The 26,297-nt window shown below is 73.7% G+C and carries 22 protein-coding genes and 1 pseudogene; 3 read left to right on the top strand and 20 right to left on the bottom strand.

What is annotated here, in order from left to right; translation table 11 throughout:
- Nucleotides 1–23: 23 nt before the first annotated feature.
- A complete protein-coding gene (locus QSK45_RS25895) occupies nucleotides 24–953 on the top strand; it encodes an LLM class F420-dependent oxidoreductase (RefSeq protein ID WP_285560915.1) in 930 nt (309 codons plus the stop codon).
- A 21-nt stretch (nucleotides 954–974) separates the two neighbouring features.
- Here QSK45_RS25895 and QSK45_RS25890 read toward each other — a convergent pair whose 3' ends face one another.
- The 11 genes from QSK45_RS25890 to QSK45_RS25840 form a co-directional block, all read right to left on the bottom strand.
- Nucleotides 975–2,687: a flavin monoamine oxidase family protein gene (locus tag QSK45_RS25890; RefSeq protein WP_285560913.1), complete on the bottom strand. Its 1,713-nt coding sequence runs from the start codon at nucleotides 2,685–2,687 to the stop codon at nucleotides 975–977.
- Nucleotides 2,688–2,743: 56 nt separating this feature from the next.
- Nucleotides 2,744–3,532: a carbon-nitrogen hydrolase family protein gene (locus tag QSK45_RS25885; RefSeq protein ID WP_285560911.1), complete on the bottom strand. Its 789-nt coding sequence runs from the start codon at nucleotides 3,530–3,532 to the stop codon at nucleotides 2,744–2,746.
- A gap of 202 nt (nucleotides 3,533–3,734) precedes the next feature.
- A complete protein-coding gene (locus QSK45_RS25880; RefSeq protein ID WP_285560909.1) occupies nucleotides 3,735–4,409 on the bottom strand; it encodes a DUF4232 domain-containing protein in 675 nt (224 codons plus the stop codon).
- A gap of 102 nt (nucleotides 4,410–4,511) precedes the next feature.
- Nucleotides 4,512–4,895, bottom strand: a complete 384-nt coding sequence (locus QSK45_RS25875; protein ID WP_285560907.1) for a DUF742 domain-containing protein — start codon at nucleotides 4,893–4,895, stop codon at nucleotides 4,512–4,514.
- Between the two features lie 7 nt (nucleotides 4,896–4,902).
- Nucleotides 4,903–5,340 carry a roadblock/LC7 domain-containing protein gene (locus tag QSK45_RS25870; RefSeq protein ID WP_285560905.1) on the bottom strand — a complete coding sequence of 146 codons (438 nt, stop codon included), beginning with the start codon at nucleotides 5,338–5,340 and terminating at the stop codon, nucleotides 4,903–4,905.
- Nucleotides 5,330–8,230, bottom strand: coding sequence for a sensor histidine kinase (locus tag QSK45_RS25865; protein WP_285560903.1), 2,901 nt, complete (start codon nucleotides 8,228–8,230; stop codon nucleotides 5,330–5,332). Before QSK45_RS25865 ends, QSK45_RS25870 begins: the two co-directional genes overlap by 11 nt.
- 93 nt (nucleotides 8,231–8,323) lie before the next feature.
- On the bottom strand, nucleotides 8,324–9,793 hold the full coding sequence (locus QSK45_RS25860; RefSeq protein ID WP_285560902.1) for an HAD-IA family hydrolase: 1,470 nt from the start codon (nucleotides 9,791–9,793) through the stop codon (nucleotides 8,324–8,326).
- Between the two features lie 14 nt (nucleotides 9,794–9,807).
- Nucleotides 9,808–10,884 carry an ABC transporter ATP-binding protein gene (locus QSK45_RS25855; protein ID WP_285560900.1) on the bottom strand — a complete coding sequence of 359 codons (1,077 nt, stop codon included), beginning with the start codon at nucleotides 10,882–10,884 and terminating at the stop codon, nucleotides 9,808–9,810.
- A 9-nt stretch (nucleotides 10,885–10,893) separates the two neighbouring features.
- A complete protein-coding gene (locus tag QSK45_RS25850; RefSeq protein ID WP_285560898.1) occupies nucleotides 10,894–11,712 on the bottom strand; it encodes an ABC transporter permease in 819 nt (272 codons plus the stop codon).
- Nucleotides 11,697–12,596, bottom strand: coding sequence for an ABC transporter permease (locus QSK45_RS25845; RefSeq protein ID WP_285560896.1), 900 nt, complete (start codon nucleotides 12,594–12,596; stop codon nucleotides 11,697–11,699). Before QSK45_RS25845 ends, QSK45_RS25850 begins: the two co-directional genes overlap by 16 nt.
- Nucleotides 12,593–13,753 (bottom strand): ABC transporter substrate-binding protein, encoded by a 1,161-nt coding sequence (locus QSK45_RS25840; RefSeq protein WP_285560894.1) that lies wholly within the window; start codon nucleotides 13,751–13,753, stop codon nucleotides 12,593–12,595. The genes QSK45_RS25845 and QSK45_RS25840 overlap by 4 nt, the downstream gene beginning before the upstream one ends.
- Before the next feature lie 230 nt (nucleotides 13,754–13,983).
- On the opposite strand from QSK45_RS25840, the gene QSK45_RS25835 reads away from it, so the two are divergent.
- On the top strand, nucleotides 13,984–14,724 hold the full coding sequence (locus QSK45_RS25835; protein ID WP_285560893.1) for a GntR family transcriptional regulator: 741 nt from the start codon (nucleotides 13,984–13,986) through the stop codon (nucleotides 14,722–14,724).
- 108 nt (nucleotides 14,725–14,832) lie between these two features.
- Here the strand turns inward: QSK45_RS25835 and QSK45_RS25830 are convergent, their stop codons facing one another.
- From QSK45_RS25830 to fmt, 8 genes and pseudogenes are all read right to left on the bottom strand, one after another.
- Entirely contained in the window at nucleotides 14,833–15,285 is a 453-nt protein-coding gene (locus QSK45_RS25830) for an Lrp/AsnC family transcriptional regulator (protein ID WP_037650980.1), read from the bottom strand.
- 255 nt (nucleotides 15,286–15,540) lie between these two features.
- The gene (locus tag QSK45_RS25825; RefSeq protein ID WP_285560890.1) at nucleotides 15,541–16,983 is read right to left on the bottom strand and encodes a GuaB1 family IMP dehydrogenase-related protein; all 1,443 of its coding nucleotides are present in this window, start codon (nucleotides 16,981–16,983) and stop codon (nucleotides 15,541–15,543) included.
- A 481-nt stretch (nucleotides 16,984–17,464) separates the two neighbouring features.
- A complete protein-coding gene (locus tag QSK45_RS25820; protein ID WP_285560888.1) occupies nucleotides 17,465–17,785 on the bottom strand; it encodes a barstar family protein in 321 nt (106 codons plus the stop codon).
- A pseudogene (locus QSK45_RS25815) lies at nucleotides 17,782–18,259 on the bottom strand (guanyl-specific ribonuclease). Before QSK45_RS25815 ends, QSK45_RS25820 begins: the two are co-directional and overlap by 4 nt.
- Before the next feature lie 199 nt (nucleotides 18,260–18,458).
- Nucleotides 18,459–19,502 (bottom strand): sugar-binding transcriptional regulator, encoded by a 1,044-nt coding sequence (locus QSK45_RS25810; protein ID WP_285560886.1) that lies wholly within the window; start codon nucleotides 19,500–19,502, stop codon nucleotides 18,459–18,461.
- A gap of 90 nt (nucleotides 19,503–19,592) precedes the next feature.
- Nucleotides 19,593–20,279: a ribulose-phosphate 3-epimerase gene (gene rpe / locus QSK45_RS25805; RefSeq protein WP_285560885.1), complete on the bottom strand. Its 687-nt coding sequence runs from the start codon at nucleotides 20,277–20,279 to the stop codon at nucleotides 19,593–19,595.
- 175 nt (nucleotides 20,280–20,454) lie between these two features.
- The gene (locus tag QSK45_RS25800; RefSeq protein WP_285560883.1) at nucleotides 20,455–21,876 is read right to left on the bottom strand and encodes an RsmB/NOP family class I SAM-dependent RNA methyltransferase; all 1,422 of its coding nucleotides are present in this window, start codon (nucleotides 21,874–21,876) and stop codon (nucleotides 20,455–20,457) included.
- A gap of 282 nt (nucleotides 21,877–22,158) precedes the next feature.
- Nucleotides 22,159–23,091: a methionyl-tRNA formyltransferase gene (fmt, locus tag QSK45_RS25795; protein WP_285560881.1), complete on the bottom strand. Its 933-nt coding sequence runs from the start codon at nucleotides 23,089–23,091 to the stop codon at nucleotides 22,159–22,161.
- Nucleotides 23,092–23,373: 282 nt separating this feature from the next.
- Between fmt and QSK45_RS25790 the strand changes: the two genes are divergently transcribed.
- A complete protein-coding gene (locus tag QSK45_RS25790) occupies nucleotides 23,374–23,916 on the top strand; it encodes a hypothetical protein (RefSeq protein ID WP_285560879.1) in 543 nt (180 codons plus the stop codon).
- A 196-nt stretch (nucleotides 23,917–24,112) separates the two neighbouring features.
- Here QSK45_RS25790 and QSK45_RS25785 read toward each other — a convergent pair whose 3' ends face one another.
- Entirely contained in the window at nucleotides 24,113–26,278 is a 2,166-nt protein-coding gene (locus QSK45_RS25785) for a primosomal protein N' (protein ID WP_285560877.1), read from the bottom strand.
- Nucleotides 26,279–26,297: the final 19 nt, after the last annotated feature.

The following is a 26,297-nucleotide window of genomic DNA, read 5'->3' as shown; positions in this document are numbered from 1 at the left end:
CCCGACTACGAAGGAGCGACGGCATGGCGACCCGGCTCGGTCTCGGTCTCCCCCAGATGCGGCAGTTCTCGATCGGCAGGGACGTCCCGGAGGTGGCCCGCGCCGCCGAGGCGATCGGCTACGACAGCCTGTGGGTCTTCGAACGGGCCCTGTTCCCGGAGCCCGCCGCCCAGGGGCTGTACGACATCGACGGCCTGCCCTGGCCCGACCAGTACCGGTCCGTGGCGGAACCGCTGGTCACCCTCACGCTGGCCGCCGCGGCCACCGAGCGCGCGGAGCTGGGCACCAGCGTGCTGGTGGCGCCGCTGCACCTGCCGTTCCAGCTCGCCAAGGCGCTGGCCTCGCTCGACGCGGCGAGCGGCGGCCGGGTGCTGGCGGGCCTCGGCACCGGCTGGTCCCTGGACGAGTACGCGGCCGCGGGCGTACGGCCCTTCGCGGAGCGCGGCAGGGTGCTGGACGAGATCATCGACGTGTGCCGCGCCGTGTGGGGCCCGGACCCGGTCGCCCACGACGGCCCGCTGACGAGGATCGCCCCGGCCGTGGTGGGACCCAAGCCCGCCCGGCCGATCCCGATCCTGCTGGCCGCGGGCAACCGGCGGGCCTGGCGCCGGCTGGTGGAGCGGGCCGACGGCTGGCTGCCGGTGGCCATGGGCGGCGCGCGGGTCGCCGCCCAGTGGCGCGAGCTGCGGGAACTCGCCGAGGAGCGGGGCCGTACGGAACCGATCCGCACGGTGCTGCGGGTGAACGCCGAACTCCTGCCCGAGGCGCACGAGGGCGCCGGCCGCCGGCCCTTGCGGGGCAGCGCCGACCAGATCGTCCAGGACCTGGTGGAGTACGCGGAGATCGGCCTGGAGGAGATCCTCCTCGACCTCCAGGGCACCGCGCGGGACGCGCAGGAGCTGACGGACGTCGCCGCCGAGGTGTTCGAGAAGGCGCGGGCGGCCGGCGTCTGACCGGCCGCCCGCGTCCGCCGCTCAGTCCTCCGGGAGCTCCACCGGCGCGATCTCGTCGTACACGTCACCCGGGCCCGGGTTGGTCGCGTCGGTCTCGCCGCCGAAGTGGTGCATGACGCCCCAGACCGCGTTCAGCGCGGTCTGGACGGCGCCCTCGGCCCAGCCGGCCGTCCAGGAGATGTCGTCGCCGGCGAGGAAGATGCCCCGCTTGTCGGCGGGCAGCCGGTCCTGCATGAAGTGCGTGAACAGGCGGCGCTGGTAGCGGTAGTGGCCGGGGAGGTTGGCCTTGAACGCGCCCATGAAGTAAGGCTCGTTCTCCCAGGAGACGGTCACCGGGTTGCCGATGACGTGCTTCCTGATGTCGACGTTCGGGTAGATCTCGCCGAGCGAGTTCAGCATGACCTCCATCCGCTCGTTCGCGGACAGCGGCAGCCACTTCAGGCTGTCGTCGCACCAGGTGTACGACAGGCAGATCACCGCGGGCCTGTCCGGTCCGTCGTCCAGCAGGTAGGTCCCGCGCGTCATGCGGTCGGTGAGCGTCATCGACATGACGTCGCGCCCCGTCGGGTTCCCCCGGTCGTCGACGGCCTTGTCCAGCCAGAACGGCCGGTCGACGGGGACGAAGAGCTTGCTGGACTCCATGTAGTGGGTGCGCTCGATCGCGGTCCAGTGGTCGATCGGGAAGAGCGAGTCGTCGCAGGCGATCTTGGACAGCAGCATCCAGGACTGGGCGGTGAAGATCGCCGCCTTGTAGGTGCGGATGTCGCCGTTCGCGTCGGTCACGGTGATCCGGTCGCCCGCGGTGCGGTGCAGCCGGGTCACGGCCGGGCGCGGCTCGCCGTCCACGTGCAGGGAGCTCAGCGAGGTGCCGTACGGCCAGTGGACGATCTTCTCCGGCTCGCGCTCCCACAGCCGCAGCGGCAGCTGCTGCGAGCCGCCGACGATGCCGCGGTGGTGGTCGTCGGCCTCGGTGTAGACGACGCGCAGGATCTCCAGGATGGAGTTGGGGAAGTCGGTGTCCCAGCCGCCGGTGCCGAAGCCGACCTGGCCGAAGATCTCGCGGTGCCGGAAGGACGTGAAGGCCTCGGAGTCGCACAGGAATCCGTAGAAGGTCTGGTTGTCCATCTTCTCGACCAGCCGCGCCCAGATCTCGCGGATGCGCGGCACGTCCCGCTCGCGCATGGCGCGGTTCATGTCGGAGAAGTCGGCGCCCTCTTCGAGGCACTTGTTCCAGGCGTCGGCGACGTCCCGGTACACCTGGGGCAGGTCGTCGATGGTGACGGCGTAGTGCGACTCGCCCTTGAGGTCCACGACGGTCGACGGGGTCGCCTCGGCCAGCGGGTTCGGGAAGGGCCTGGTGGTCAGGCCGACGAGGTCGATGTAGTGCTGGAGCGCGGTGGAGGACGGCGGGAAGCGCATCGCGCCCAGCTCGCAGTTCAGTGACTCGTCGCAGCCCTCGAACCCGACCGTGCGCAGCCGGCCGCCGAGCTGGTCCGCCTCGTAGACGACGGGCTTGAGGCCCATCTTCATCAGCTCGTACGCGGCGACGATGCCGGACAGACCGCCGCCGATGACGGCGACCTCGGTGCCGTGCTCGGTCGCGGGGATCTGGCCGAGGCCCGCCGGATGGGCGAGGTAGTCGTCGTAGGCATAGGGGAAGTCCGGGCCGAACATGGTGATCGGCGGCTGCTGCCCGTCGGTGTGCTCGACGGCGTTGGGCACCGTGGACGTCATGGGGTGCGGACTCCTTGCACGAAAGAACAGGTGGGGAAGAACGAGTTGAGGGAGTGTCAGATCAGGGAGCCGTACAGCCCCGGGCGACGGTCCGCCAGGTACGGGTTGGCCTCGCGGGAGGCGGCCAGGAAGGCCGGGTCGGCGTCCGCGAACACCAACTGCTCGGCGCGCCCGGCTCGGACCCGGGCGACGCCGTCGGGCCCGGCGAGGACGGAGAGGCCGACGAACTCGAACTCCCCCTCCGAACCGACCCGGTTGACGTACGCGACGTACATCTGGTTCTCGAAGGCGCGCACCGGGATCATCGACTCGGCGACGAACTGGTAGGGGTGCATCTGCGCGGTCGGGACCAGCAGCAGGTCGGTGCCGGCGAGGGCGTGGGCGCGGACGTTCTCCGGGAACTCGACGTCGTAGCAGATCAGCAGGCCGACGGTGAGGCCGTTCAGCTCGGCCTGGACGAGCTGCCGCTCGCCCGGGGTGAAGTGCTCGCGCTCGAAGCGGCCGAACAGGTGGGTCTTGCGGTAGTTCGCGAGCCGGGTGCCGTCGGCGGAGATCAGCTGGGCGGAGTTGTAGACGGTGTCGCCGTCGCGCTCGGGGTAGCCGTAGGCGATCGCGAGGCCGTGCCGGGTGGCGATCTCGGCGATCGCGGCGGCGCGGGCGCCGTCGGCGGGCTCGGCGAGGCGGCCGACGGCGTCGCCGATCGCGTAGCCGGTGAGGAACATCTCGGGTGCGGTCAGCAGCGCGGCGCCCGCGGCGGCGGCCCGGCCCGCGGCCCCGTCCAGAACCGCGAGGTTCTCGGCGACGGAGCCGGGGTGGCCGGAGCTCTGGAGCAGGGCGGTGCGCATGCGTCTACCTCACCGGTCGCGGAGGGGGTTCGGGGTCAGATAGACGGTACGGTCGGCGCGCTCGGCCGGACAAGGAGCAGCCGTTGCGCGCCGGTGCGCGGTTCGTTGCGTGCGCGGGGGCCCGGACGGCGATTCGTTGCGTCTCACGGCCGGGTGCCGCCCGGGGGCGCTGTGCGGGCTCCCCGGGCGGATGGAGCATGGGTTACTTGCCGGTGCCGACCGGGTCGACGGTGATGCCGGGGCCGCCGTCGGTGACGGGGACGTTGATGCCGGCGTTCAGGGTCGTGGAGTGGGTCTCGTTCGGCGGGGTGACGACGAGCTGGGTGAAGGTCTCGCCGGAGCCGCCGGAGGTGTTCGGCGGGTAGTGCAGGGTGAAGCGGGTCTCGGCGCCCGGCTGGAGGGTGACCGTGGGGGCGGCGAGCTTGCTGCGGGAGGCGCTGATCGTGCCGTCCTTGCTCTTCAGGTCGACGCCCGGGAAGCCGTGCAGGGTGCAGTTGGCCGAGCCGGTGTTCTTCATGTTGACGATCAGCTCGCCCTCGGCCATGCCGCCGGAGGTGCTGAACGACAGGTGGGCGGTGGTGCAGCCGGAGCCGGACGCGCGGCCGGAGCCGGTGGGGCCGTGGGCGGTGCCCGACTGGCCGCCGTTCCGGCCGGTGGACCCCGTGGACCCCGTGGACCCGGTGGAGCCGCCGGAGCCGCCGGAGCTTCCGGAGCCCGGGGAGGCGGAACCCTGGCCGCCGGAGCTGTCCGAGGCGGTGGCGCTCGGCGAGGAGGAGTCACTGCCGCCGGAGGAGCCGCTGTCACTGCTCCCACAGGCGGTGAGGGACAGACCCGCGGCGACCGCGACGGCGAGCAGAGAGATCTTCTGGACGCGCATGATTCCCCTTAAGAGGTACGGCTGACGTGCTGTGGTGTGAGACAACCGGGGTGCGTCGCGGGTTCCGTCCGACACCGGTCCCCTACACGGCTGTGACAAACGCTAGATTCCGCGCAGCCGCGCCACGATCTCCCGCAGCAGACCGGGATCGGCGGCCGGGCCCCCCGCCTGGTCGCGCCGGGGCTCGTCGATGCGGACGAGGCCCGCCTCGGCCAGGTCGCCGAGCAGCACCCGCACCACGGTCAGCGGCAGGTCGGCGTCCGCGGCCAGTTCCGCGACCGGGCGCGGCCCGCGCCGCACCAGGTCCAGCAGAGCGGCGCTCGCGTGGTCGACGCCGGCCGCCGCGGCGTCCGCCGTCTCCAGGGCGGTGACCCGGGACATCAGATCGATGGAATGCCGGTCCGAGGGCCGGGTACGGCCCCGGGTCACCATGTAGGGGCGCACCATCGCCCCGGTCTCGTCCTCGTACCAGTGCTCGTCGCTCACGGCCGGATCATGGGGTGGCACGGGCTGCCGCGTCCAGATGGCTGCCGAGGCGGCGGACCAGCAGGGCCATCTCGTGGGCGAGCTGGCCGACGTCGGTGCCGGCCTCGCTGAGCACCGCGAGCCGGCTGCCGTGTCCCGCCGGGGTGATGAACAGGTAGGCGTCGTCCAGCATCACCATGGTCTGGCGCACCTCGCCGGCCGCGAAGCGCTCCCCCGCCGACCGGGCGAGGCCGTGGAATCCGGAGCAGACGGCGGCGAGATGCTCGATGTCCTGCCGGGGCATGCCCTCCGAACTGCTCAGCGTGAGGCCGTCGGCGGTGAGCAGCACGGCCTGGCGGACGTGGTCGGTGCGCGCCACGAGGTCGTCCAGCAGCCAGCCGAGGTCCGTGCCGGGCGTTCCGGCGGGTGCGGAGGGCTTGTCGGGGGTCTGGTCGTCACCGTGCATCGTCGGTGTCCGTCCCTTCGTCGGCGTGAGTGGTCACGGTGTCGTCGCGGATCGCGCCGGGCCGCGCGGGTATCCCCTTGCGCCCCTGGTCGAGACCGCGCTGGAAGGCGCCGAAGATCGCCCGCATCTCCTCGGCGCCGACCTCCCGGCGCGCGGGCTCCTCCGGTGGCCGCGGCTCGTCGCGCAACTCCGGCGCGAGGGAGGCCTGACGCACACGGATGGGCAGGGTGGGAACGGCGGGCCCGGCGGTGTGCGGGGGCTCGGGAGCCGCTCGCGAGGGGTGACCGGGCGGGGGCGGTGCCCCGGGTACGACTCCGGGCGCGGGCAGACTCCCCGGTACGGCACCGGACGCGGGCGGGGTCCCCGGTACGACACCAGACGCGGGCAGACTCCCCGGTACGGCACCGGACGCGGGCGGGGTCCCCGGTACGACACCAGACGCGGGCAGACTCCCCGGTACGCCACCGGACGCGGGCGGGGTCCCCGGTACGACACCAGGCGCGGGCAGACTCCCCGATACAGCACCGGGCGCGGGCGGGATCTCGGGTACGGCACCGGACGGGGGCAAGCTCCCCGATACAGCACCGGGCGCGGGCGGTGCCCCGGGTACGGCACCGGGCGCGGGCGGGGTCGGCCCCGGCGCGGTGCCGGAGTCGTGCGCCCCGCGCCTCCGCGACGGCAGAGGTTCGGACGGCGTCCGCGCCCCGGCACCGGACTCCTGCGCGCCGGGCCTCCCGGCGGACAGGGGCGCGGGCGCCGACGCTCCGTACCGCGCGGCACCGGACGCGGGCGGGGTCGGCCCCGTCGCCGGCAAGGCCGCGGACGGCGACCCGCCGTCCCGCGCGGGCGCGGGCCCTCCCGGGCGCCGCGACGGCAGCGGTCGTACCTCGCCGTGCTCCTCGGGCGGGAGCGGCACCCGTGCACCTGCCACGGCCCCGGTCCCGGCCTCCCCCCGGGCGGCGCCCCCCGTCGCCCCGACCTCCGCCAGGATCGTCTCCGGCAGCAGTACCACCGCGGTCGTGCCCCCGTACGGGGAGTCCCGGAGGCCGACCTCGATGCCGTGGCGGGCGGCGAGGCGGCCGACGACGTAGAGGCCGAGGCGGTCGTGCCGGGTGGGGTCGAAGGTGTCGGGGTCGGTGAGGGTGCGCTCGGCGTGGGCGTGGGCCTCGGCGTCGAGGCCGAGGCCGCGGTCGTCGATCTCCAGCACGAAGCCGCCGGCGACCCGCCCGGAGCGCAGGGTGACCTGGGTGTGCGGCGGCGAGAACACCGTGGCGTTCTCCAGCAGTTCGGCGAGGAGATGGACGACGTCGGCGACCGCGTCCGCCGCGATCCCGGTGTCCGGCATCGGCGGCACGACCACGCGCGTGTAGTCCTCGATCTCCCCGACCGCGGAGGAGACGACGTGTGCGACGGGCACGGGCCGGCGCCAACGCCGGCCGGGCGCCGAGCCGGAGAGGATGATCAGGCTTTCCGCGTGCCGCCGCATGCGGGTGGTGAGGTGGTCGATGCGGAACAGCTCGCGCAGGATGTCCGGGTCCTCGGTGCGCCGCTCCAGGGTGTCGACGAGCTTCAGCTGCCGGTGCACCAGCGCCTGGTTGCGGCGCGCGATGTTGAGCAGCACCGCGAACAGGCCCCGGCGCAGGGTGGCCTGCTTCACCGCGGCCTCGACGGCGGCCAGGCGCGCGGTGTTGAAGGACCGGCCGACCTGCCCGATCTCGTCGTCACGGACCGCGGCGGCGGGCAGCGGCGGCGCCTCGGCCAGCGCGTCCACCTCCTCACCGGCCCCCAGCCGGCGCATCACGTCGGGCAGTTGCCGGGTGGTGAGGACATCGGCCGCGTCCCGCAGGACCTCCAGGCGGCGCGAGATGCGCCGGGCGCCGCGCACCGCGAACCACAGCGACAGGCCCGCCGCGACCAGTCCGGCACCGCCGGCGACGGCCGCCTTGGTCAGCTCCTGGTAGGCGAACGCCCGGCCGCGCGCCGCGGAGTTGTCCCCGGCCGCGGTGCACAGGTCGCGGTACCGCTTGACGATTCGGTCGATGGTCGAGCGCCAGTCGTCCGCCGCCACCGCCCGAAACGCCCCGCCGGCCCCGGCCCGCAGCAGCGCGTCCTCACCCCGGTTCAGCGAGCGGTACAGGTCGCCGCGCTGGAACTCCTCGAACAGGGCCCGGGAGTCGGCGGGCAGGTCCGGCACATAGGTCTGCTGGAAGACGCGCCGGTCCTCGATGGTCTGGGTGAGCGCACCGTACTGGCCGGGGGTCAGCGTGGTCCCGGCCGCCCGCGCCCCGGCGACCAGCGCGTCCTCGCGGGAGACGAACTCGCGCACCCGGACCAGTTCGAAGACGGTCTCGGTCTCGCGGGCGAGCTGCCCGGCCTGCAGGGCGGTCAGCGTGGACTGCACGTCGAAGGCGGGCTCCACCAGCGCGCTGTACTGTTCGACCGCCTGGTCCCAGCCGATCCGCCGGGTGAGCACGCGCCGGCGCAGCCCGTCCAGCTCGCCGGTGGCCGCGACCATGGCGTCCAGCGACTGCCGCTGCCGCCCCGTGAGCCGGCTCCGGTCGCCGCCCCGGATCGCCTGCCGCATCGCGTCGACCACATGGTCGGTACGGCGCTGCTGGCGGAGCAGCTCGCCCGCGCCGGCGGCGTCGCGGCCGCCGGCGCCCAGATAGGCGGCGGACATCCGGCGCTCGATCTGGATCTGCCCGATCGCGGTGTCCACGGGGGTGCCGAAGTCGTGGTACACCCCCTGGGCCCGGATCAGCGCGCGCAGCTCCGCGGTGACCGACACCATGGCGAAGCCCCACAGGGCCATCAGGGCGACGGCCGGAGCGAGCGCGAGCGCCACGATCCGGGTGCGGACGGTGGTGGGACGGCCGAGGGGCCAGCGCATGGAGGACCTAACGGATTACCAGTCAGTAGAGAGCGCGCACAACTTACGGGACGGTCACCTCGAACCGCAATGGTGACCGGCGGTAACCCCAGGTCAGCTCATAGGAAACACAAAGGTGGTGAGCACCGCCGCATGGTCGGAGGGCCATTCGTTTTCGGCCACGTCCGGCCAGGGGCGCACCTCCCCGGTGACCACGGTCCGCGCGCCTCGCACGATCAGGCCCCGGTGCAGGACGTAGTCGATCCGGTCCTGCGGTTCGGGCCGTCCGCCACCGTCCTCGTGCACCGGGTGGACCGGCGACCAGGTGTGTCCGGGCTCGGCGACGGGGTCCGGGTGGGCCGCGCGGTAGGAGTCGGTGAGCCCGGCCTCCTCGGCGGCCCGCGTCACCGGCCAGGCCACGTCGGGCCAGTCCAGGTGGGAGGGGCAGTTGAAGTCGCCGGTGAGGACGACCGGGACGCCTTCCTCGGACGCCCGCGCGATCCGGTCCAGCGCGTCGCGCATCTGGGTCAGGCGCAGTTCCTCGTGGGCGATCAGTTCGGCCGCGGGCAGCCCGTCGAAGGCGTGCTCGTAGGGCCCGTACGGCGTGTAGTGCAGATGCGCGGTCCACACGTCGACCGCGCGGCCCGGGGCGACCTGGACGCGGACGCCCGCGGCGCCGTAGAAGCCGACGTCCGGGTCGCCGAAGCGGGCGGTGATCGGGTGGCGGCTGATGACGCCGAGGTTCTCGCCGGCCCGGTGGTGGTACCAGCCGAGCGCCTCGGCCAGTTCCCGGGCGGCGGTGCCCGCGGTCTCCTGGAGCCCGACGACGTCGGCGCCGCTGTCCAGGATCACCTTGACCTGCTTGGCGCGGTGGTCGTCGATCTTCGCGCCGCCGAGCCACAGGTTCCAGCTCATGACGGTCAGCGCGGGCGTGACCATGCCGCTCAGCTCCCGCACGGTGACCCCGGCCAGGCTGCCCCGCACGGTGCGGCCGGGCGCCGCGCCGATCGGGGCGAGGGACGGCACGGCGAGCACGGCGCACCCGGCGGCCTCGGCGGAGGCCACGCCGGTCTCGGTGTCCTCGACGGCCACGCAGGCGGCCGGGTCGACGCCGAGGGCGCGGCAGGCGGCGAGGTAGGGGTCGGGCTCGGGCTTGGTGCGGGCGGTGTCGTCGGCGGTCACGGAGACCGCGAACCGGTGGGCGCCCAGGGCCCGGAGGACCACGTCGGCGACCGCGCGCGGGGACGCGGTGACCAGCGCGGTGGGGACGCCCTCGGCGGCCAGTTCGTCCAGCAGGGCGAGGGCGCCGGGGCGGGGCTCGGTCCGGGTGCGGACCCGGTCGGCGAACTCGCGGTGGAGACCGGCGGCGAGATCCGCGACCGGCCGCCCCGTGGCGGCGGCGAGCCAGGCCGCGGTGTGCTCCACCGGACGGCCGAGGACGTCCGGCTGGTCGGCGTCGTTCAGCGGCCGCCCGGCGACCGCCTCGACCGCCTCCCACCACAGGTGCTCGGTGTCCACGAGCGTGCCGTCCATGTCGAACAGGACTGCCTGGAGCGGGAGTTGAGAGGTGTGGGGGGTGGTCACGTGGGTGTCAGTCCTCAGTTCCGGGTACGGGTGGCCACGAGTACGGGGCGCTCGGGCAGCGAGACGGAGACGGCGGCTCCGGCGCCGAGACCCGCGGCCTCGTGCGCGGGCAGGTCGGCCTTGGCCTCGGTGCCGTCGGCGAGCCGGACGGTGAGCCGGACGACCGCGCCGAGGAAGGCGGTGGCGACGACCTGGGCGCCGCCGTGCGCGTCGGCCCGTACCCGCAGGTTCTCGGGCCGCACCAGGACGTCCACCTCGCCGTCCGCCGCCTCGCCGTCGGCGGGCAGCCGCTGTCCGAGCACCTCGACCGTGCCGTCCTTCAGCGTGCCCGCGATCCGGCTCATGGTGCCGACGAACTCGGCGACGAAGGCGGTGGCGGGTCGGCCGTACAACTCGGCGGGCTCGGCGCACTGTTCGAGCCGTCCGGCGCGCATCACGGCGACCCGGTCGGCGATCGAGAGGGCCTCCTCCTGGTCGTGGGTGACGAACAGGGTGGTGATGCCGAGTTCCTGCTGGAGTCGGCGGATCTCCTCGCGCAGGCTCAGCCGCACCTTGGCGTCCAGGGCGGACAGCGGTTCGTCGAGCAGCAGGACGCGGGGGCGCAGGGCGAGGGCGCGGGCGAGCGCGATGCGCTGCTGCTGGCCGCCGGACAACTGGTGCGGGAAGCGCTTCCCCTTGTCGCCGAGGCCGACCAGCTCCAGCAACTCGGCGGCCCTGCCTCGCCGTTCGGCGCTTCGGACGCCCCGCATGCGCAGTCCGAAGGCCACGTTGTCGACGGCGTCGAGATGCGGGAAGAGGCTGTACGACTGGAAGACCATCCCGGCGTCGCGACGGTGGGCCGGCACCCGGGTGATGTCCCGGCCGTCCACCAGCACCGCGCCCGAGTCGGGGTGTTCGAATCCGGCGAGCATGCGCAGGGCGGTGGTCTTGCCGCAGCCGGAGGGGCCGAGCAGGGCCAGGAACTCGCCCGGCCGGACGGTCAGGTCGAGCCCGTCGAGGGCGACGGTGGCACCGAACTCGCGGCGCAGTCCCCGGAACTCGACGGTCGCGGCCTGCTCGGTGGCGGCCTTCTCAAGTGTGGTCGCGGTCATGGTGTGTTCTCATCCCCGGGAAGGAGCGGTTCGGTTGCGTCCGCCGCCGACGCCGGCGAGCGCGAGGAGCAGGGCCCAGGTGACGAGCAGGCTGAGCACGGACACGGCGACGGACATCTGGGCCTGGTCGCCGCCGACGTTGTAGATCCACACCGCGAAGGGCTGGTAGCCCAGCAGCTGGGCGACGGTGAACTCGCCGAGGACCAGCGCCAGTGTGAGGAAGGCCGCGTTCAGCAGCGCCCCGCGCAGATTGGGCAGGACGGCCCGCACCAGCGCCTGCGGTCCGTTGGCGCCGCAGCTGCGGGCGGCCTCCACCAGGGTGCGCACGTCCATGGCGCGCAGGCCCGCGTCCAGCGCCCGGTACACGAAGGGCAGCGCCATCACGACGTAGGCGAGGACCAGCACGACGGGGAAGCCCGGGTTCTGGATCGCCACGAAGGTCTGGAACAGCGGGGTCCGGGACAGGTGGTCCGGCCCCCACTTCAGGACGGTGACGATGCCGGCGACGAACGCGATCGGCGGCACCACCAGCGGCAGCGAGCAGACCACCTCGACCACCGGGCGCAGCCGGGGCGCGCCGAGCCGGAGCGCCACCACGGCGGGCACCATCAGCAGCAGCACGACCACGATGGTGGCCAGGGCCAGCTCCAGCGACAGCACGAGGCTGGAGACGAAGCCGCCGGTGGACAGGATCCTGGTGTAGGCGTCGAAGCTGATCCCGTCCGGATCGTCCACCGTGAAGACCACGGAGGCGGCGAGCGGCACCAGGAAGTACAGGGCGGCGAGGCCGAGGACGGCCCACCGCCAGGGGGTCAGGCGTCGAGCCATCGGGCGCTCCGGCGTTGCAGGGGCAGGTACACGGCCATCACCAGTCCGGCCACCAGGACCATGTCGAGGCTGAGGGCGAGGGCGACGTTCTCCTGCCCGACCAGGACGTTGCCGGACAGCGCGTCGGCGATCTGGAGGGTGACCAGCGGAACCGCGCTGCCGACCATGGCGGCGGCGGTGGCGTAGGCGGCGAAGGCGCTGCCGAACAGCAGGACGAAACCACCGAGCAGGGAGGGCGCGAGCACGGGCAGGGCCACGTGCCGCCAGTACTGCGCCCCGGTGGCGCCGTTGTTCAGCGCGGCCTCCCGCCACTGGGCCCGCAGGCCGTCGAGGGCGGGGGTGATGGTGAGGACCATCAGCGGGATGAGGAAGTACAGGTACACGAGGACCAGGCCCCAGAAGCTGTACAGGTTCCAGCCGCTGTCCTTCAGGCCGAGGTGCATGGTGAGCACGCCCGCGTTGCCGAGGGTGGCGACGAAGGCGAAGGCCAGCGGGACACCGCCGAAGTTGGCGAGCACGCCGGAGGCGGTCAGCACGGCCTCGCGCAGCGCGCGGGAACGCGAACCGGCCACGGCCTGTGCGAGCGGCAGCCCGAGCAGCGCGCCGAGAACGGCGGAGATCGCGGACAGCTTGACGCTGCCGAGCAGGGCGGTGAGGTACGCGCCGTGCAGCGAGGCCGTCAGGTTGGCGCCGGTGTAGGAGGTGGCGCCGGTGGTGGCGTCCTTGGCGGTGAAGGCGCCGTCGAGGATGGCGATCGCGGGCAGGCCGAAGGCGACGGCGGTGAAGACCAGCAGCGGCAGCACGGCGAGCCAGCCCGGGGCGCGGCGCCGCCGCTTCGCAGAAGCGACGGGCGCCACGTCCGTATGCGGGAGGGCGGTGGTCATCCGGAGACGGCCTTCCCCCAGCCCTGGGCGATGACCGTCTTGGCCTTGCTCTGCTGGGCCTCGGTCGGGAACGACGGCGCGCCGGTGACCTTGGGCAGCTTGGCGGCGGCCGAGGTGTCGAGCGTGCCCGCCGACTGCATGGCGGTCATCAGGGCCGGGCGCGCGTAGCCCTTGAGCCACAGGTTCTGGCCCTCGGTGCTGTACAGGAACTCCTGCCACAGCCGGGCGGCCGCGGGGTGCGGGGCGTCCTTGGTGATGGCCTGGGAGTAGTACTGGGCGTACTGGCCGTCGCTGGGGACGGTGACCTTCCAGTCGAGGCCCTTGGTCCTGAACTCGTCGGCGTAACCGGCGTTCAGGTAGTCCCAGTCGATGGAGATCGGGGTCTCGCCCTTCTCCACGGTGGCCGGGGTGGACTCGACCGGCGTGTAGTTGCCGTTCTTCTTCAGCTTGGCGAAGAAGTCCAGGCCGGGCTGGATGTCGTCGAAGGAGCCGCCGCCCGCGAGCGCCGCCGCGTAGACGCCGCCGAAGGCCGAACCGGACTTGGTGGGGTTGCCGTTGAGCGCGACCTGGCCCTTGTACTGGGGCTTGAGCAGGTCCTTGAAGGTGGTCGGGCACACCTTGACGCGCTTGGCGTCGCACCCGATGGAGATGTAGCCGCCGTAGTCGTTGTACCACCGCGCCTGCGGGTCCTTCTGGCCGGCCGGGATGTCGGCGAAGGAGGCCACCTTGTAGGGCGCGAGCAGTCCCTGCTGGGCGGCGCTGAGGGCGAAGGAACTGCCGAGGTCGAGGACGTCGGGGGAGCGGTCCTGGCCCTTGCGGGAGGTGACGGCGTTGATCTCGTCCTGGCTGGAGCCGTCGGGGCTCTCGTCCTGGATCTTGATGCCGTACTTCTTCTGGAAGGCGTCGATGATCGCGCCGTAGTTGGCCCAGTCGCGGGGCACCGCGATGATGTGCAGCGAGCCTTCCTTCTTGGCCGCCTTGACGAGGGCGTCCATGCCGCCGAAGTCGGCCGCGGAGGCGGCGGTGGCGGCGCTCTTGCCGTCCTTGGTCGTGGTCGACGCGTTGTCGGGGGCGGCGCCGCAGGCGCTCAGCGCGAGCGCGGCGACGACGGCGAGGGAACCGCCGAGCACGGCGTTTCTCGGCAGGGACAACTTCACGGTCTCTCCAGGGGAAGCACGGGGGTGAGGTGCTACGAGGGTCTTGAGACTCGCTAGACAAACTTGTCTGAACAAGTCGGCCCCAGTACGCCCGCCCGCGATGTCCTGTCCGTAAACGCGGAGGGAACTCCAGCCGCTGATTCCCTGCACAGTTACGGCTCGCCCGGATCACACCGGGACGTCGACTAGGCTGGTCACGCTGTGCACAGCGGCCTGAGCAGAGGGGAAGCATGACGGCGCGACACGAGGAGATCGCCGACGAGCTGCGGCGCGCGATCGACCGCGAGCAGTACACGGTCGGCAGCCGACTGCCCTCGGAGTCGGAGCTGGCCGCCCACTACGGCGTCTCGCGCGGCACCGTCCGCCAGGCCGTCGCGGCGCTCACCGCGGAGGGGCTGATCGGCTCCCGCCAGGGCGCCCGCCGCGTCGTCCTCGCGAGCCGCCGCAGCCAGAGCTTCGAGGAGCTGCGCAGCTTCGCCCAGTGGGCGCGCGCGATGGGCCGCGAGGCCACCGGCCACGTGGTGGCACAGTCGTACCGCCCGGCCACCCACGAGGATGCCGTCCGCCTCCAGGTCCCCCTGCGCGCACCGGTGTTGCATGTTCTGCGACTGCGCGGACTGGACGGCGAGCCCGTCCTGCTCGAACGCACGGTGTACGCCGACTGGATCTCCCCCGCCGTCGAGTCCATCGAACCCGACTGTCCCTCCGTCACCCAGCGCCTCTTCGACAACACCGGCCTCGTCTTCGCCTACGGCGAGCACATCATCGACGCGGTCGCCTGCGGTGCGCGGGACGCGGAACTGCTGGGCGTGCGCCGCACGAGTCCGCTGCTGCGGGTCCGCCGGGTGACGACGACGCGCGAGGGCCGCCCGGTGGAGTGGTCGGACGACCGCTACCGGCCGGACGCGGTGACCTTCAGCGTGCACAACTCGATCGGGAACAACGCGCTGTCGCGGAAGGCGGCGGACTAGGACGCGGGCCGTGTCCCCGGATGCCGGCGCGGGTCCGTGGCGGTCTCCCGCGGCCTCGGGCCCAGCCGCCCCGGCATCGCGCCGAACCCCCCGCGCCGGAATCCGCCGCTATCCCGGCGCCCCCGAGGAGAACCTCCGCAGCAGCGGCGACAGGACGAGCACGGACTTCGTCCGCTCCACGAACGGCTCCCCCGCGATCCGTTCCAGCACCCGTTCGAAATGCCGCATGTCGGAGGCGAAGACCTGCGCGATCGCATCGGCTTCCCCGGTGACCGTCGAGGCGGCCACCACCTCCTGGTACCGCTCCAGCCCCCGCAGGATCGTCTCCGGCGACGTGTTGCGCCGGCAGTAGATCTCGATGTACCCCTCGGTCTCCCAGCCGAGCGCCGCGGGATCCACCCGCACGGTGAATCCGGTGATCGCTCCGGTCGCCCGCAACCGGTCGACGCGGCGTTTCACCGCGGGTGCGGACAGTCCGACCAGTTGTCCGATGTCCGCGTAGGAGCGGCGGGCGTCCTCGGCGAGGGCGTGCACGATGCGTTCGTCGAGATCGTTCAGCACAGGGGGTGGTTCACTTACTTCTTCGGTTCGTTCACTTCGCTGCCGCCACCGCGGGGTCGTCACCGGTCGCGAGACGGGAACGGCGAAAGCCGTACCCGAAGTAGAACACGAGCCCGGCCGTCGGCCGGACACCGAGCACCGGGTTCCACGGGCCCGCGGCGCATCGGGCGCGCGCCGAGCCCCCGGCGGCCGCTGACGCGGCGACGGCCCCGCCGTTCCCTTCGCGGGGGCGGCGGGAGCCGTGGGCCGCGGAGATCAGTTCCAGCTGGCGTGCAGCGGCTTGCCCTCGGCGTACCCGGCCGCGCTCTGGACGCCGACGATGGCCCGCTCGTGGAACTCCTCCAGCGAGCCGGCGCCGGCGTAGGTGCAGGAGGAACGGACCCCCGCGATGATCGAGTCGACCAGGTCCTCCACACCCGGGCGGGCCGGGTCGAGGAACATCCGCGAGGTGGAGATGCCCTCCTCGAACAGCGCCTTGCGGGCACGGTCGTACGACGACTCCTCCGACGTACGGTTGCGCACCGCGCGCGCCGAGGCCATGCCGAACGACTCCTTGTACGGGCGGCCGTCCGCGTCGTGCTGGAGATCGCCCGGGGACTCGTACGTACCGGCGAACCAGGAGCCCACCATCACGTTCGAGGCGCCCGCGGCGAGGGCCATGGCCACGTCGCGCGGGTGGCGGACGCCGCCGTCGGCCCACACGTGCTTGCCGTACTTCCTGGCCTCGGCGGCGCACTCCAGCACCGCGGAGAACTGCGGGCGGCCCACGCCGGTCATCATGCGGGTGGTGCACATGGCGCCGGGGCCGACACCGACCTTGACGATGTCCGCGCCCGCGTCGATCAGGTCCTTGACGCCCTCGGCGGAGACGATGTTGCCCGCGACGACGGGCACCTGCGGGTCGAGTGCCCGCACCACCTTGATCGCGCTGATCATCGACTCCTGGTGGCCGTGCGCGGTGTCGATGACGAGTGTGTCCACGCCCGCGTCGAGCAGTTCCTTGGCCTTGCCCGCCACGTCGCCGTTGATGCCGACGGCGGCGGCGATGCGCAGCCTGCCGTTCGCGTCCACGGCCGGGGTGTACAGGGTGGCGCGCAGGGCGCCCTTGCGGGTGAGGATGCCGGCCAGCCGGCCCTCCTTGTCGACGGCGGGCGCGTAGCGGCGGTTGTGCGTGTCGAGGGTGTGGAAGGCCTCGCGCGGGTCGATGTCCGCGTCCAGCAGGAGCAGGTCCTTGGACATGACCACTTCGAGCTGGGTGAAGCGGTCGACGCCGGTGAGGTCCTCGTCGGTGACGACGCCGATGGGCCGCTGGTTCTCGTCCACGACCACGCCCGCGTTGTGCGCCCGCTTGGGCAGCAGGGCAAGGGCGTCGGCGACGGTCTGGTGCGCGGCCAGCACGATCGGGGTGTCCAGCACGAGGTGGCGGCTCTTCACCCAGGAGACGACCTCGGTGACGACGTCGCTCGGGATGTCCTGGGGGATGACCACGAGGCCGCCGCGGCGGGCCATCGTCTCGGCCATGCGGCGCCCGGCGATGGCGGTCATGTTGGCGACGACGAGCGGGATGGTCGTGCCCGTGCCGTCCGGCGAACTGAGGTCCACGCCCTGCCGGGAGCCCACGGCGGAGCGGCTCGGCACCATGAACACGTCGTCGTACGTCAGGTCGTACGTGGGCCGGATGTCATTGAGGAAACGCACGTGCTGCACATCCCAGTCGTTCAGAGGTGACCCCCCGACGGGTGCGCCGGGGGGAAAAGAGCACGTACTTCATTCTCCCATGGCCCGGCCCGGCGCGTACCCGGGCGGAACCTCCAGGGTGTCCGGACGGCCTTCGGAGGATCCGCCGAAACCGATCACCCCGGGGCGGCGCGCGCCGTTCCCGGGAAGCGAGCGGACGTACGCCTGCCGTCCCGCTGCTCCCGGCGACGAACCACTCGTCCATCGATGCGCCCCGTGCGTGGACACGGCGTGCGGGCCGGTTCGACCTCCCCGGCACGATCATCCGGCCGTCCCGCCGAGCTGCCCGCCCACGGCACCCCGGGCGACAGGGGCACGCCACGCACCCGGGAGGGGAGCCGCGACGGGAGAGGACCCGCGAAGGACGCCGCGAAGCCCACCGAAGCCTCTTCGCAAGCGGAGTTGACGTGCCGTCACGCCGAGCCCGCGCGGCGGGACACGCTCATCCCAGCGCGAGGGCCACGGTGAGCGGGGCGGTGCGCTCGCCCGCCTCGGTGAAGACCTCGCGGGCCACCCGCCACTCCTCGGGCCGGGCGTCCGCGTACGGCTCCCACCCGGTGACGACGAGCAGCAGCCCGTGCCCGCGCGCCGCGGGCGGCCAGACGGAGAGGTCGGTGAGGCTGTCGAGGAGTGCGTCCCAGTTCCGGCCGAACCAGCCGGGCAGGCCGAGGGCCCGCGCCACGGCGTCCATCAGGCCGGCCTTGTCGGTGACGCCGGTGAGGTCCAGGGTGACGACCAGGCGGTCGCCGAGTTCCTCGGTCATCTCAGCACCGCCCGGAACGAGTTGTAGTGATCATCGGTGTAGTAGAACTCCCCGCCCTGTCCGGTGATGATGCGCCGGGCCCCGCGCGCGCGACCCCGGTGTCCTCACGGTGTACTCGTGGTAGTAGCCGCGCGGGTGCTTCGGCAGGTGCCGCTCGAGGTTGCCGAAGACGATCCCGTCCCGCGCATAGGGATAGGGCCCGCCCCGGTCGATGAGGGCCAGCGTCCGCCGGGCCTCCGCCGGCAAGCGCGACTCCGGCACGGTCGCCATGCCCCTGGCCCACCCGGGAGCGGCGGTGCCGGTGCCGGTGGGCGAGCCGGTACGCGTTCCCGTACCGGTGGTCGTGCCCGTGGCACAGCCGGCGAGCAGGACGGCGAGGACGACGAGCAGCCCCGCGAGAAGCCGGGGCACGGTCCGGCCGGGCGCCCGGGGCCGGTGCCGTCCGGACATCGAGGGGACGCAGCGCAACACCATGCGGACGATGCTGTCACGACGGTCGCGTATCGACGACAGCACGGCACGCCGAGGGGACGGTCAGCGGTGCCGGGGCCGGCCGGGAACCGGGGTGGCGTGGCCGTCGGCGGTGCGACGGCGGGACCACGGACGAACCGGGACCCGGCCGGCGCGTCGGTGACCGCACCCCCTCACCAGGCGCCGTCGGCCCCCGGCTCCCTCACTGCCCGTCAGGGTCCTGGCGGCTCAGCGCGGGCTTCGGGGTCTGGCCCGCCGTCATCAGGTAGTCCGCGGCCGAGGTGTCCGTGACCAGGCTGGTGACCAGCCCGGAACGCAGCACCGCGTCGATCGCGGCCGCCTTGCGCTGACCACCGGCGATCGCGACGACCTCCGGGATACGGCGCAGCTGGTCGGCCTTGACGGTGATGCACCGCTCCCCGAGGTCCCGCCCGATCCGGCGCCCCTCGGCGTCGAAGAGGTGCGCGGCCATCTCGGCGGCGACGCCGAGCGAGGCGTAGTGCGCCCGCTCCTCGTCGCTGAGCATGTCGTGGACCGTCGAGATGCCCGGCTCCCAGGAACCGATGGAGACGCAGGCGACCGTGACCTTGTCGAAGTACTCGAAGGCGCGGGCGATCCCGGTCTGGCTGCGCAGCGCCGCCGCGGTGGCCGCGTCCGGCAGCAGCATCGGCGCGTAGATCGGGTGGGCGTCGCCGCCCGACACCTGCGCGGCACGGCGCACGGCCTCGACCGAACCGCGCTCCGAGGTACCCGCGTCGTACACACCCGTCAGCTGCACCACGGTGCACGGCGGCAGCCGGTCGAGCGCGGCGGCCATGTGGATGGTGGACCGGCCCCAGGCGAGCCCGAGCACGTCCCCCTCGTTGACCAGCTCGCCGAGCAGGTCCGCGGCGACCTCGCCGAGGTTCTCGGGGTCGGGGGTCTCCTCCGCCTCGGCCGGGGACTCGACCACGACGGCGTGCCGCAGGCCGTAGCGGGCGCGGAGCGCGTCGGAGCGCTCGGCGTCCAGCTCGGCCGGCACACGGATCTCGATGCGTACGAGATCCCGTTCGAGAGCCGTCTCCAGGACCCGGGCCACCTTGAAGCGGCTGACGCCGAACTCCTCCGCGATCTGGATCTTGGACTTGCCCTCGAGGTAGAAGCGGCGGGCCATGGCCGCCGCCTGGACCAGCTCAGCGGGTCCCATCCGCATGGCTGACCGGCCCGCCGACATACCCGACACGGCGATCTCCTCACTGCTGTTCACACTCTGGATTCGCCGTTCATCCTTGCAGATTCGGCGCAACTGATCCGCCCTGATGGGCGCCGTTCTCTCAACCGTTCACATAGCCGTGGCTCAGTGGTCGCATGCCCAGGTCGCCTTGGCGGTGGCCGTCTCCGCCTGGGCGCGCAGGGCGCGCACCGCCTCCGCCGGGTCCTGCGCCCCGTAGACCGCCGAGCCGGCGACGAACACGTCGGCGCCCGCCTCGGCGCACCGCTCGATCGTGGACACCGAGACGCCGCCGTCGACCTGGAGCCAGAGCTGGAGGCCGTGCTTGGCGATCAGCTCACGGGTGCGGCGGATCTTCGGCAGCATGATGTCGAGGAAGGCCTGGCCGCCGAAGCCCGGCTCGACGGTCATGATCAGGAGCATGTCGAGTTCCGGCAGCAGATCCTCGAAGGGCTCGATCGGCGTCGCGGGCTTGAGCGCCATGGAGGCGCGCGCACCCTTGGCGCGGATCTCGCGGGCGAGGCGGACCGGGGCGGCGGCCGCCTCCACGTGGAAGGTGACGGACGAGGCGCCCGCCTCCACGTACTGAGGAGCCCAGCGGTCAGGGTCCTCGATCATCAGGTGGCAGTCCAGCGGGGTGTCCGTCGCACGCGCCAGGGACTCCACCACCGGCACGCCGAGCGTGAGGTTGGGGACGAAGTGGTTGTCCATGACGTCGACATGGAGATAGTCGGCGCCCTGGACAGCCTTGGCCTCCTCCGCGAGGCGCGCGAAGTCGGCGGACAGGATGCTGGGGTTGATCTGCACGGCCATGCCCCAAGACTGCCATGCCCGAGGCACTGATGTTCGCGCCCGTCCACAGGCGAGACCGTTCATCATACTGATCCGCGGTTCATCAGTTGATCCGCCCGTTCCTGTGGATAACCGACGGCGACGAAGCCGACGCACGCGGTGAAATGTGAACCGCGCAACCCGTTCCTCGCGACCGTCAGCCGGCGGTCCGGCGGATCAGCGCGAGGTACATCGCGTCAGTGCCGTGGACATGCGGCCACAGCTGGATGTCCGGGCCCTCGCCGAGCGCGGGGACCCCGGGCAGCAGCGGCCGGGCGTCGAGGAGTTCGGCGTCCGGGTACTGCTTGAGCACATCGGCGACGACCGCCCTGGTCTCGGCGAGGTGCGGGGAGCAGGTGGCATAGCCGACCACGCCGCCGACGCGCACCGAGTCGAGCGCAGTGCGCAGCAGGGCGCGCTGGAGAGGAGCGAAGTTGTCCAGGTCCTCGGGACGCCGGCGCCAGCGCGCCTCGGGCCGCCGCCGCAGCGCGCCGAGCCCGGTGCAGGGCACGTCCACCAGCACCCGGTCGAAACTGCCGGGCCGCCACGGCGGCCGCGTACCGTCCGCCGCGATCACCTGGTACGGCCCCGGGTTGCCGGCCAGCGCCTTGGCCACCAGACCGGCCCGGTGCGGCTGCTTCTCCGAGGCGAGGAGCACGGCGCCCCGCTCGGCGGCGAGCGCCCCCAGCAGCGCCGCCTTCCCACCGGGCCCCGCGCAGCCGTCGAGCCACTTGGTGTCCGGCCCCTCCAGGGGCGCGTTGGCCAGCGCGAGGGCGACCAGCTGGCTGCCCTCGTCCTGCACCCCGGCGCGGCCCTCGCGCACCGCCTCGACCGCGCCCGGCTCGCCGCCCTCGGCCAGCCGCACGGCGTACGGCGACCAGCGCCCGGCCTCCGCGGCCTCCTCGCGCAGCAGTTCCTCGGTGGTGGCCCGGCCCGGCCGCGCGACCAGCGTGACCCGGGGCCGCTCGTTGTCGGCCGCGAGCAGTTCCTCGATGCCGGCGCGCCCGCCGCCCAGCGAGTCCCACAGCGCGGAGACGACCCAGCGGGGATGGGAGTGCACGACGGCGAGATGGTCCTCGGGGTCCTCGTCGTAGGGCGGCGCGACCTTGGCGATCCATCCGTCGAGATCGTCCTGCGCGACCTTGCGCAGCACCGCGTTGACGAACTTGGCCCGCCCGTCACCGAGCACGACCCGGGCGAGTTCCACCGTGGCGGACACGGCGGCGTGCGTCGGGATCCGCGTCCCCAGCAACTGGTGCGCGCCCAGGCTGAGCACGTCCAGCACCGGCGGATCGACCTCGCGCAACGGCCGGTCGACGCAGGCCGCGATCACGGCGTCGTAGGTGCCCTGGCGGCGCAGCGTCCCGTACACCAGCTCGGTCGCGAGCGCGGCGTCCCGCGCGTCGAAGTCGTCCTTCTCCCGCGCCTTCCTCAGCAGCGGGGGCAGCACGAGGTTGGCGTAGGCGTCCCGCTCGTCCACCGCCCGCAACGCCTCGAAGGCCAGGATGCGGACGGGGTCCTTCTTGGGACGCCGATAGGGCTTGGCGGGCTTACGAACCCGCCGCGACTGCTCGCTCACGAAAAAGGTGCTCCGGAAGTGAAAGGGGTATGCGGCCAAGCCTACGTCCACAGCCTCCGTCGAGGTGGCGCGGGTCGGCCCGGCCCCTCGCGGCCACTCCCCGGCCCGGGGCGTTGCGGCGGCGGCCCGCGGTGCGTCCCGCTGTGCGTCCCGGGACGGCGCGAGCCCCGGCCGGGTACCGGGGCGGGGAGATCCTCGGGGGCGGGGTGAGGGGGGCGGGGGTGGGGAGGGGCGGGGGGAGGGGGCGGGGGGAGGCCCCCCGGAGACGTAAACGCGGTCCGCTCAGCCGCCCAACGCCTCCCCCTCCGCGATCCGCACCCCCCGGGCCCAGTCCGCCGCGCGCATCGGCTTCTTCCCCTGGGCCTGGACCCAGAGGAGTTCGACGGCGTAGGAGCCGGTGCCCACGTGCACGCTGTTCTTGCCCGCGGCGATCCGTCCCGGCGCGAGGTCGGTCCGCTCGGGCACCGGGGCGACCTGGATGAGCTTGAGCCGTTCGCCGCGGAAGGTGGTCCAGGCGCCGGGTGCCGGGGTGCAGCCGCGCACGACCCGGTCGACGCGCAGCGCCGGCGCCGCCCAGTGCACCTGGGCGTCCTCGACGGTGATCTTCGGCGCGAGGGTGATGCCCTCCGCCGGCTGCGGTACGGCCTTCAGGGTGCCGTCCTCGATGCCGTCCATGGTCGCCGCGAGCAGCCCGGCCCCGGCGAAGGCCAGCCGGGTGAGCAGGTCGCCGCTGGTGTCCGTGGGGCGGATCTCCTCGGTCACCGTCCCGTACACCGGCCCGGAGTCCAGGCCCTCCTCGATGAGGAAGGTCGACGCGCCGGTGATCTCGTCGCCCGCCATGAGCGCGTGTTGCACGGGCGCGGCGCCGCGCCAGGCGGGCAGCAGCGAGAAGTGGAGGTTGACCCAGCCGTGGGCGGGGATGTCGAGGGCGACGCGGGGCAGCAGCGCACCGTAGGCGACGACCGGGCAGCAGTCGGGGGCGATCTCCGTCAGCCGCGCGAGGAAGTCGGGGTCCCGCGGCTTGGCCGGCTTGAGCACCTCGATGCCGGCCTCCTCGGCCCGCTCGGCCACGGGCGACGCGACCAACCTGCGGCCCCGTCCGGCGGGGGCGTCGGGCCTGGTGACGACGGCGGCCACCTCGTGCCGCCCGGAGGCGAGCAGGGCGTCCAGGGCGGGAACGGCGACCTCGGGGGTACCGGCGAAGACGAGCTTCATGGGCGGGATCGGGCCTCTCGGGCGGGGATCGGACGGGCAGCGCACCAGTCTATGACCGCGCGGGAAGCGGCACCTCGCGGAGCACGGCGGCCGTCAACTCGCCCCGCCCCCCGGCCCCCTGGGGTCGGGCGGCGCGCGGGCGGACCGACGGCGTACGCATATGCCCGCACGCCCCCACCCCGTGACCAGGGGAGCGCACACGCGTTGGTCAAGAAAGAGTTGACCACATAGGGCCGCTTCAGCCGCCCATTTCCTTTCAACGCCGGTTCGAGAGGCTTGTTCATGGCCGACCACGCAACCCACGACGCCCAGGCTCGGGCCAGCCTGCACTTGCTGGTGCGGGACATCGAGCGGGTCCGCCGGCAGGTGGACGCACTGCGCACGCTCACCGCCCAGTTGGGCAACGTCTACCGTCCGCGCCGCACCGGCCCGTCCACGGGCTTCGTCGTCTACGGACGCGCCCCCGCCCCGACGGTCCGCCTCGCCCAGGAACTCCGCGACAGTGTCGAGACCCTGGTCACCGCCGCCGTGGACTTCGACCGCTCGCTCGGTTTCTCCTGGGACGCGGTGGGCTCGGCGCTCGGGGTCACCAAGCAGGCGGTGCACCGCCGTTACGGCGCCCGCCGCGCCGCGGCCCAGGCGGCCGCGGAGGCCGAGCGGACCCCGGAGCCGTCCGGCACCCGCACGCTCAACGTGAACGCCGGCCTGCCCGCGGTGCCGACGGTCCCCGCCGCCCGCTCGATGCCCACCCAGCCGACGGCGGGCAGCCCGACGCTCCGGGAGGAGCCCCGCCCCACGGCCTTCCCGGGCCCGCGCAGCGGCTGACCTGCCTCGCCCTCCCGGGAGGGCCGGTGCGCACCTCCGGGAGGGGCCGGGTCGGCCTCTGGCCTCCGGGAGGGGGCCGGGTCGGCCTCTCGGCCTCCGGGAGGTCCCGGGGACGGGGCTCGCTCCGGAAAGTCCCCGGGCGGAGGGAGCCCGCCCCGAGGACGCACTCCTCCGCCCGGCGCGAGCCCCCAGGCGCTCACCCGATGTCCGGCGGATCGATCCGCACCCTCACCCGTGCCGCCTCCCCGCTCCCCCGCGCCATCCGCGCGGCCTGCGCGGTCTTCAGGGCGGCGGCCAGCGCCGAGCCGCTGCCCGGCGGGACCCGGACGAGGGCCCGCTCCCAGTGCTCGCCGGGCGGCGCCGCCCCGGATCTGCGAGGGCCCCCGGGCGGGGCGGGCGGCAGCGGTACCGGACCCAACACCTCGGCGTCCGGCGGCAGTTGTACCGTGGCGAGGAACTCCGCCACGGCCGTCGGCGTCCCGGACACGGCCGCCATCCGGGACACCGGCGGGAAGCCCAGTTCGGCCCGCTCGGACAGCTCCCGCAGCGCATGCCCGACGGGGTCCCAGCGCACCAGCGCCTGCACGGGCCGCAGGGTCGGCTCGGCCACCACGACCACCGTGCCGCCCTCGCCCTGCGGCCGCACCAGCGCCCCCGCCGCGATCCACCGGCGCAGCGCGTCCTCACCGGCCCGCAGGTCGGGTCGTACGAGCATGGCCCAGCCGTCGAGCAGCAGCGCCGCCGCGTATCCGCCCTCGGCGACCGGTTCGGCGCCCGGGGTGCTCACCACCAGCGCGGGGGTGCCCGGCACGGTGTCCAGTACGTGTTCGCGGCCCGAGGTGCGCACGGGTACGGCGGGGAAGGCGCGGCCCAGTTCCTCGGCGGTGCGCCGGGCGCCCACCACCTGGGCGCGCAGCCGGAAGCCGCCGCACTCGGGGCAGTGCCAGGCCCCTTCCTCTCGTCCGCACCAGCCGCAGCGCAGCACGCCCGCGTCCTGCCCCTGGAGCGGCCCGGAGCAGTGGCGGCAGCGCGCCGGGGCCCGGCACCGGTCGCAGGCCATGCGTGGCACGTACCCCCGGCGGGGCACCTGGACCAGCACCGGTCCGTGCCGCAGGCCCTCGCGGGCAGCCTGCCAGGCGAGGGTGGGCAGCCGGGCGGCGCGGGCGGCCTCGTCGCGGGCGAGGTCTTCGTCCCCGACGGTGCGTACGAGCGGCGCGGACCGCCGTATCTGCTCCCGTCCGGCGATCAGGGGCCGGGCCCAGCCGCTCTCGACCAGTTGGGCCGCTTCCACGGTGCAGGAGAGACCGCCCAGCAGGAAGGCGCACTTGTCGAGGGTCGCGCGCAGCAGCAGGACGTCGCGGGCGTGCGGCTGGGGGGCGTGCTGTTCGCTGTGGCTGTCGTCGCCGTCGTCCCAGATCGCGACGAGCCCGAGGTCCTGTACGGGCGCGAACATGGCCGCACGGGTGCCGACGACCGCGCGCACGGAGCCGCGCCGTACCGCGAGCCACTGCGCGTACCGCTTCTCGGGGCCGGCGTCGGCGGTGAGCAGGGCGTGGTGTCCCTGGCCGAGCAGGGCGGTGAGTGCGGCGTCGACGCGGGCGGCGGCGCGTCCGTCGGGGACGACGACGAGCGCGCCGCGTCCGGAGGCGAGGGTGGCGGCGACGGCGCGGGCCAGTTCCTCGCTCCACAGCGGTCCGGGCAGCGCGTGCCACACCGCGCGGGGGGCGCCGCCGGTGGCCAGGGTCCGCAGGAAGGCGCTGCCCTGTTCGTACCGCGTCCAGGAGCCGGGGTCGGGTGCCTCGGGGGGTGGCAGGGGCGCGGGTGAGGGGCGCTTCTCGGCTCGGGCGCTGCGGGGCGGTACGGCGAGTTGGAGCACGTCGGCGAGGCTGCCCGCGTACCGGTCGGCGACGGCGCGGGCGAGGCCGAGTAGTTCCTCGCCGAGGACGGGTTCGGGGGAGACGACCTGGGCGAGCGCGGCGAGGGGGCCGGAGTAGTCGGACTCGGCCCGCCGTTCGACGAGGAAGCCGTCGATGAGGCCGCCGCCCTCGCGGCGGCCCTCGCGCACGCGGTGCCGTCCGGCGCCGAACCGCACGCGCACGCGCACGCCGGGCTGTGCCTGTTCGTCCAGTTCGGCGGGGACCGCGTAGTCGAAGTACCGGTCGAGGTGGAGGACGCCCTTGTCGACCAGTACCCGCGCGACGGGCAGGTGCTCGGCGAGCGCGGCGCCGCGCCAGGTGCGCGGTTTGGCCCGGGGCGTCCTGGCCTTGCGCACGCTCTCCCGGATGAGCGCGAGCTGCTCCGGCGGCGCCTCTTCGGCCCCGCCGTCCCCGTTCGCCCGGGGCTCCCCGTTCTGGCTGCTCACGTCTGCATTCTTACCAAAC

Source organism: Streptomyces hygroscopicus subsp. hygroscopicus (genome assembly GCF_030269125.1).
Taxonomy (GTDB): domain Bacteria; phylum Actinomycetota; class Actinomycetes; order Streptomycetales; family Streptomycetaceae; genus Streptomyces; species Streptomyces hygroscopicus_C.
The sequence above is the reverse complement of the archived record's forward strand: the minus strand, read 5'-3'. Positions and strand labels throughout refer to the sequence as shown.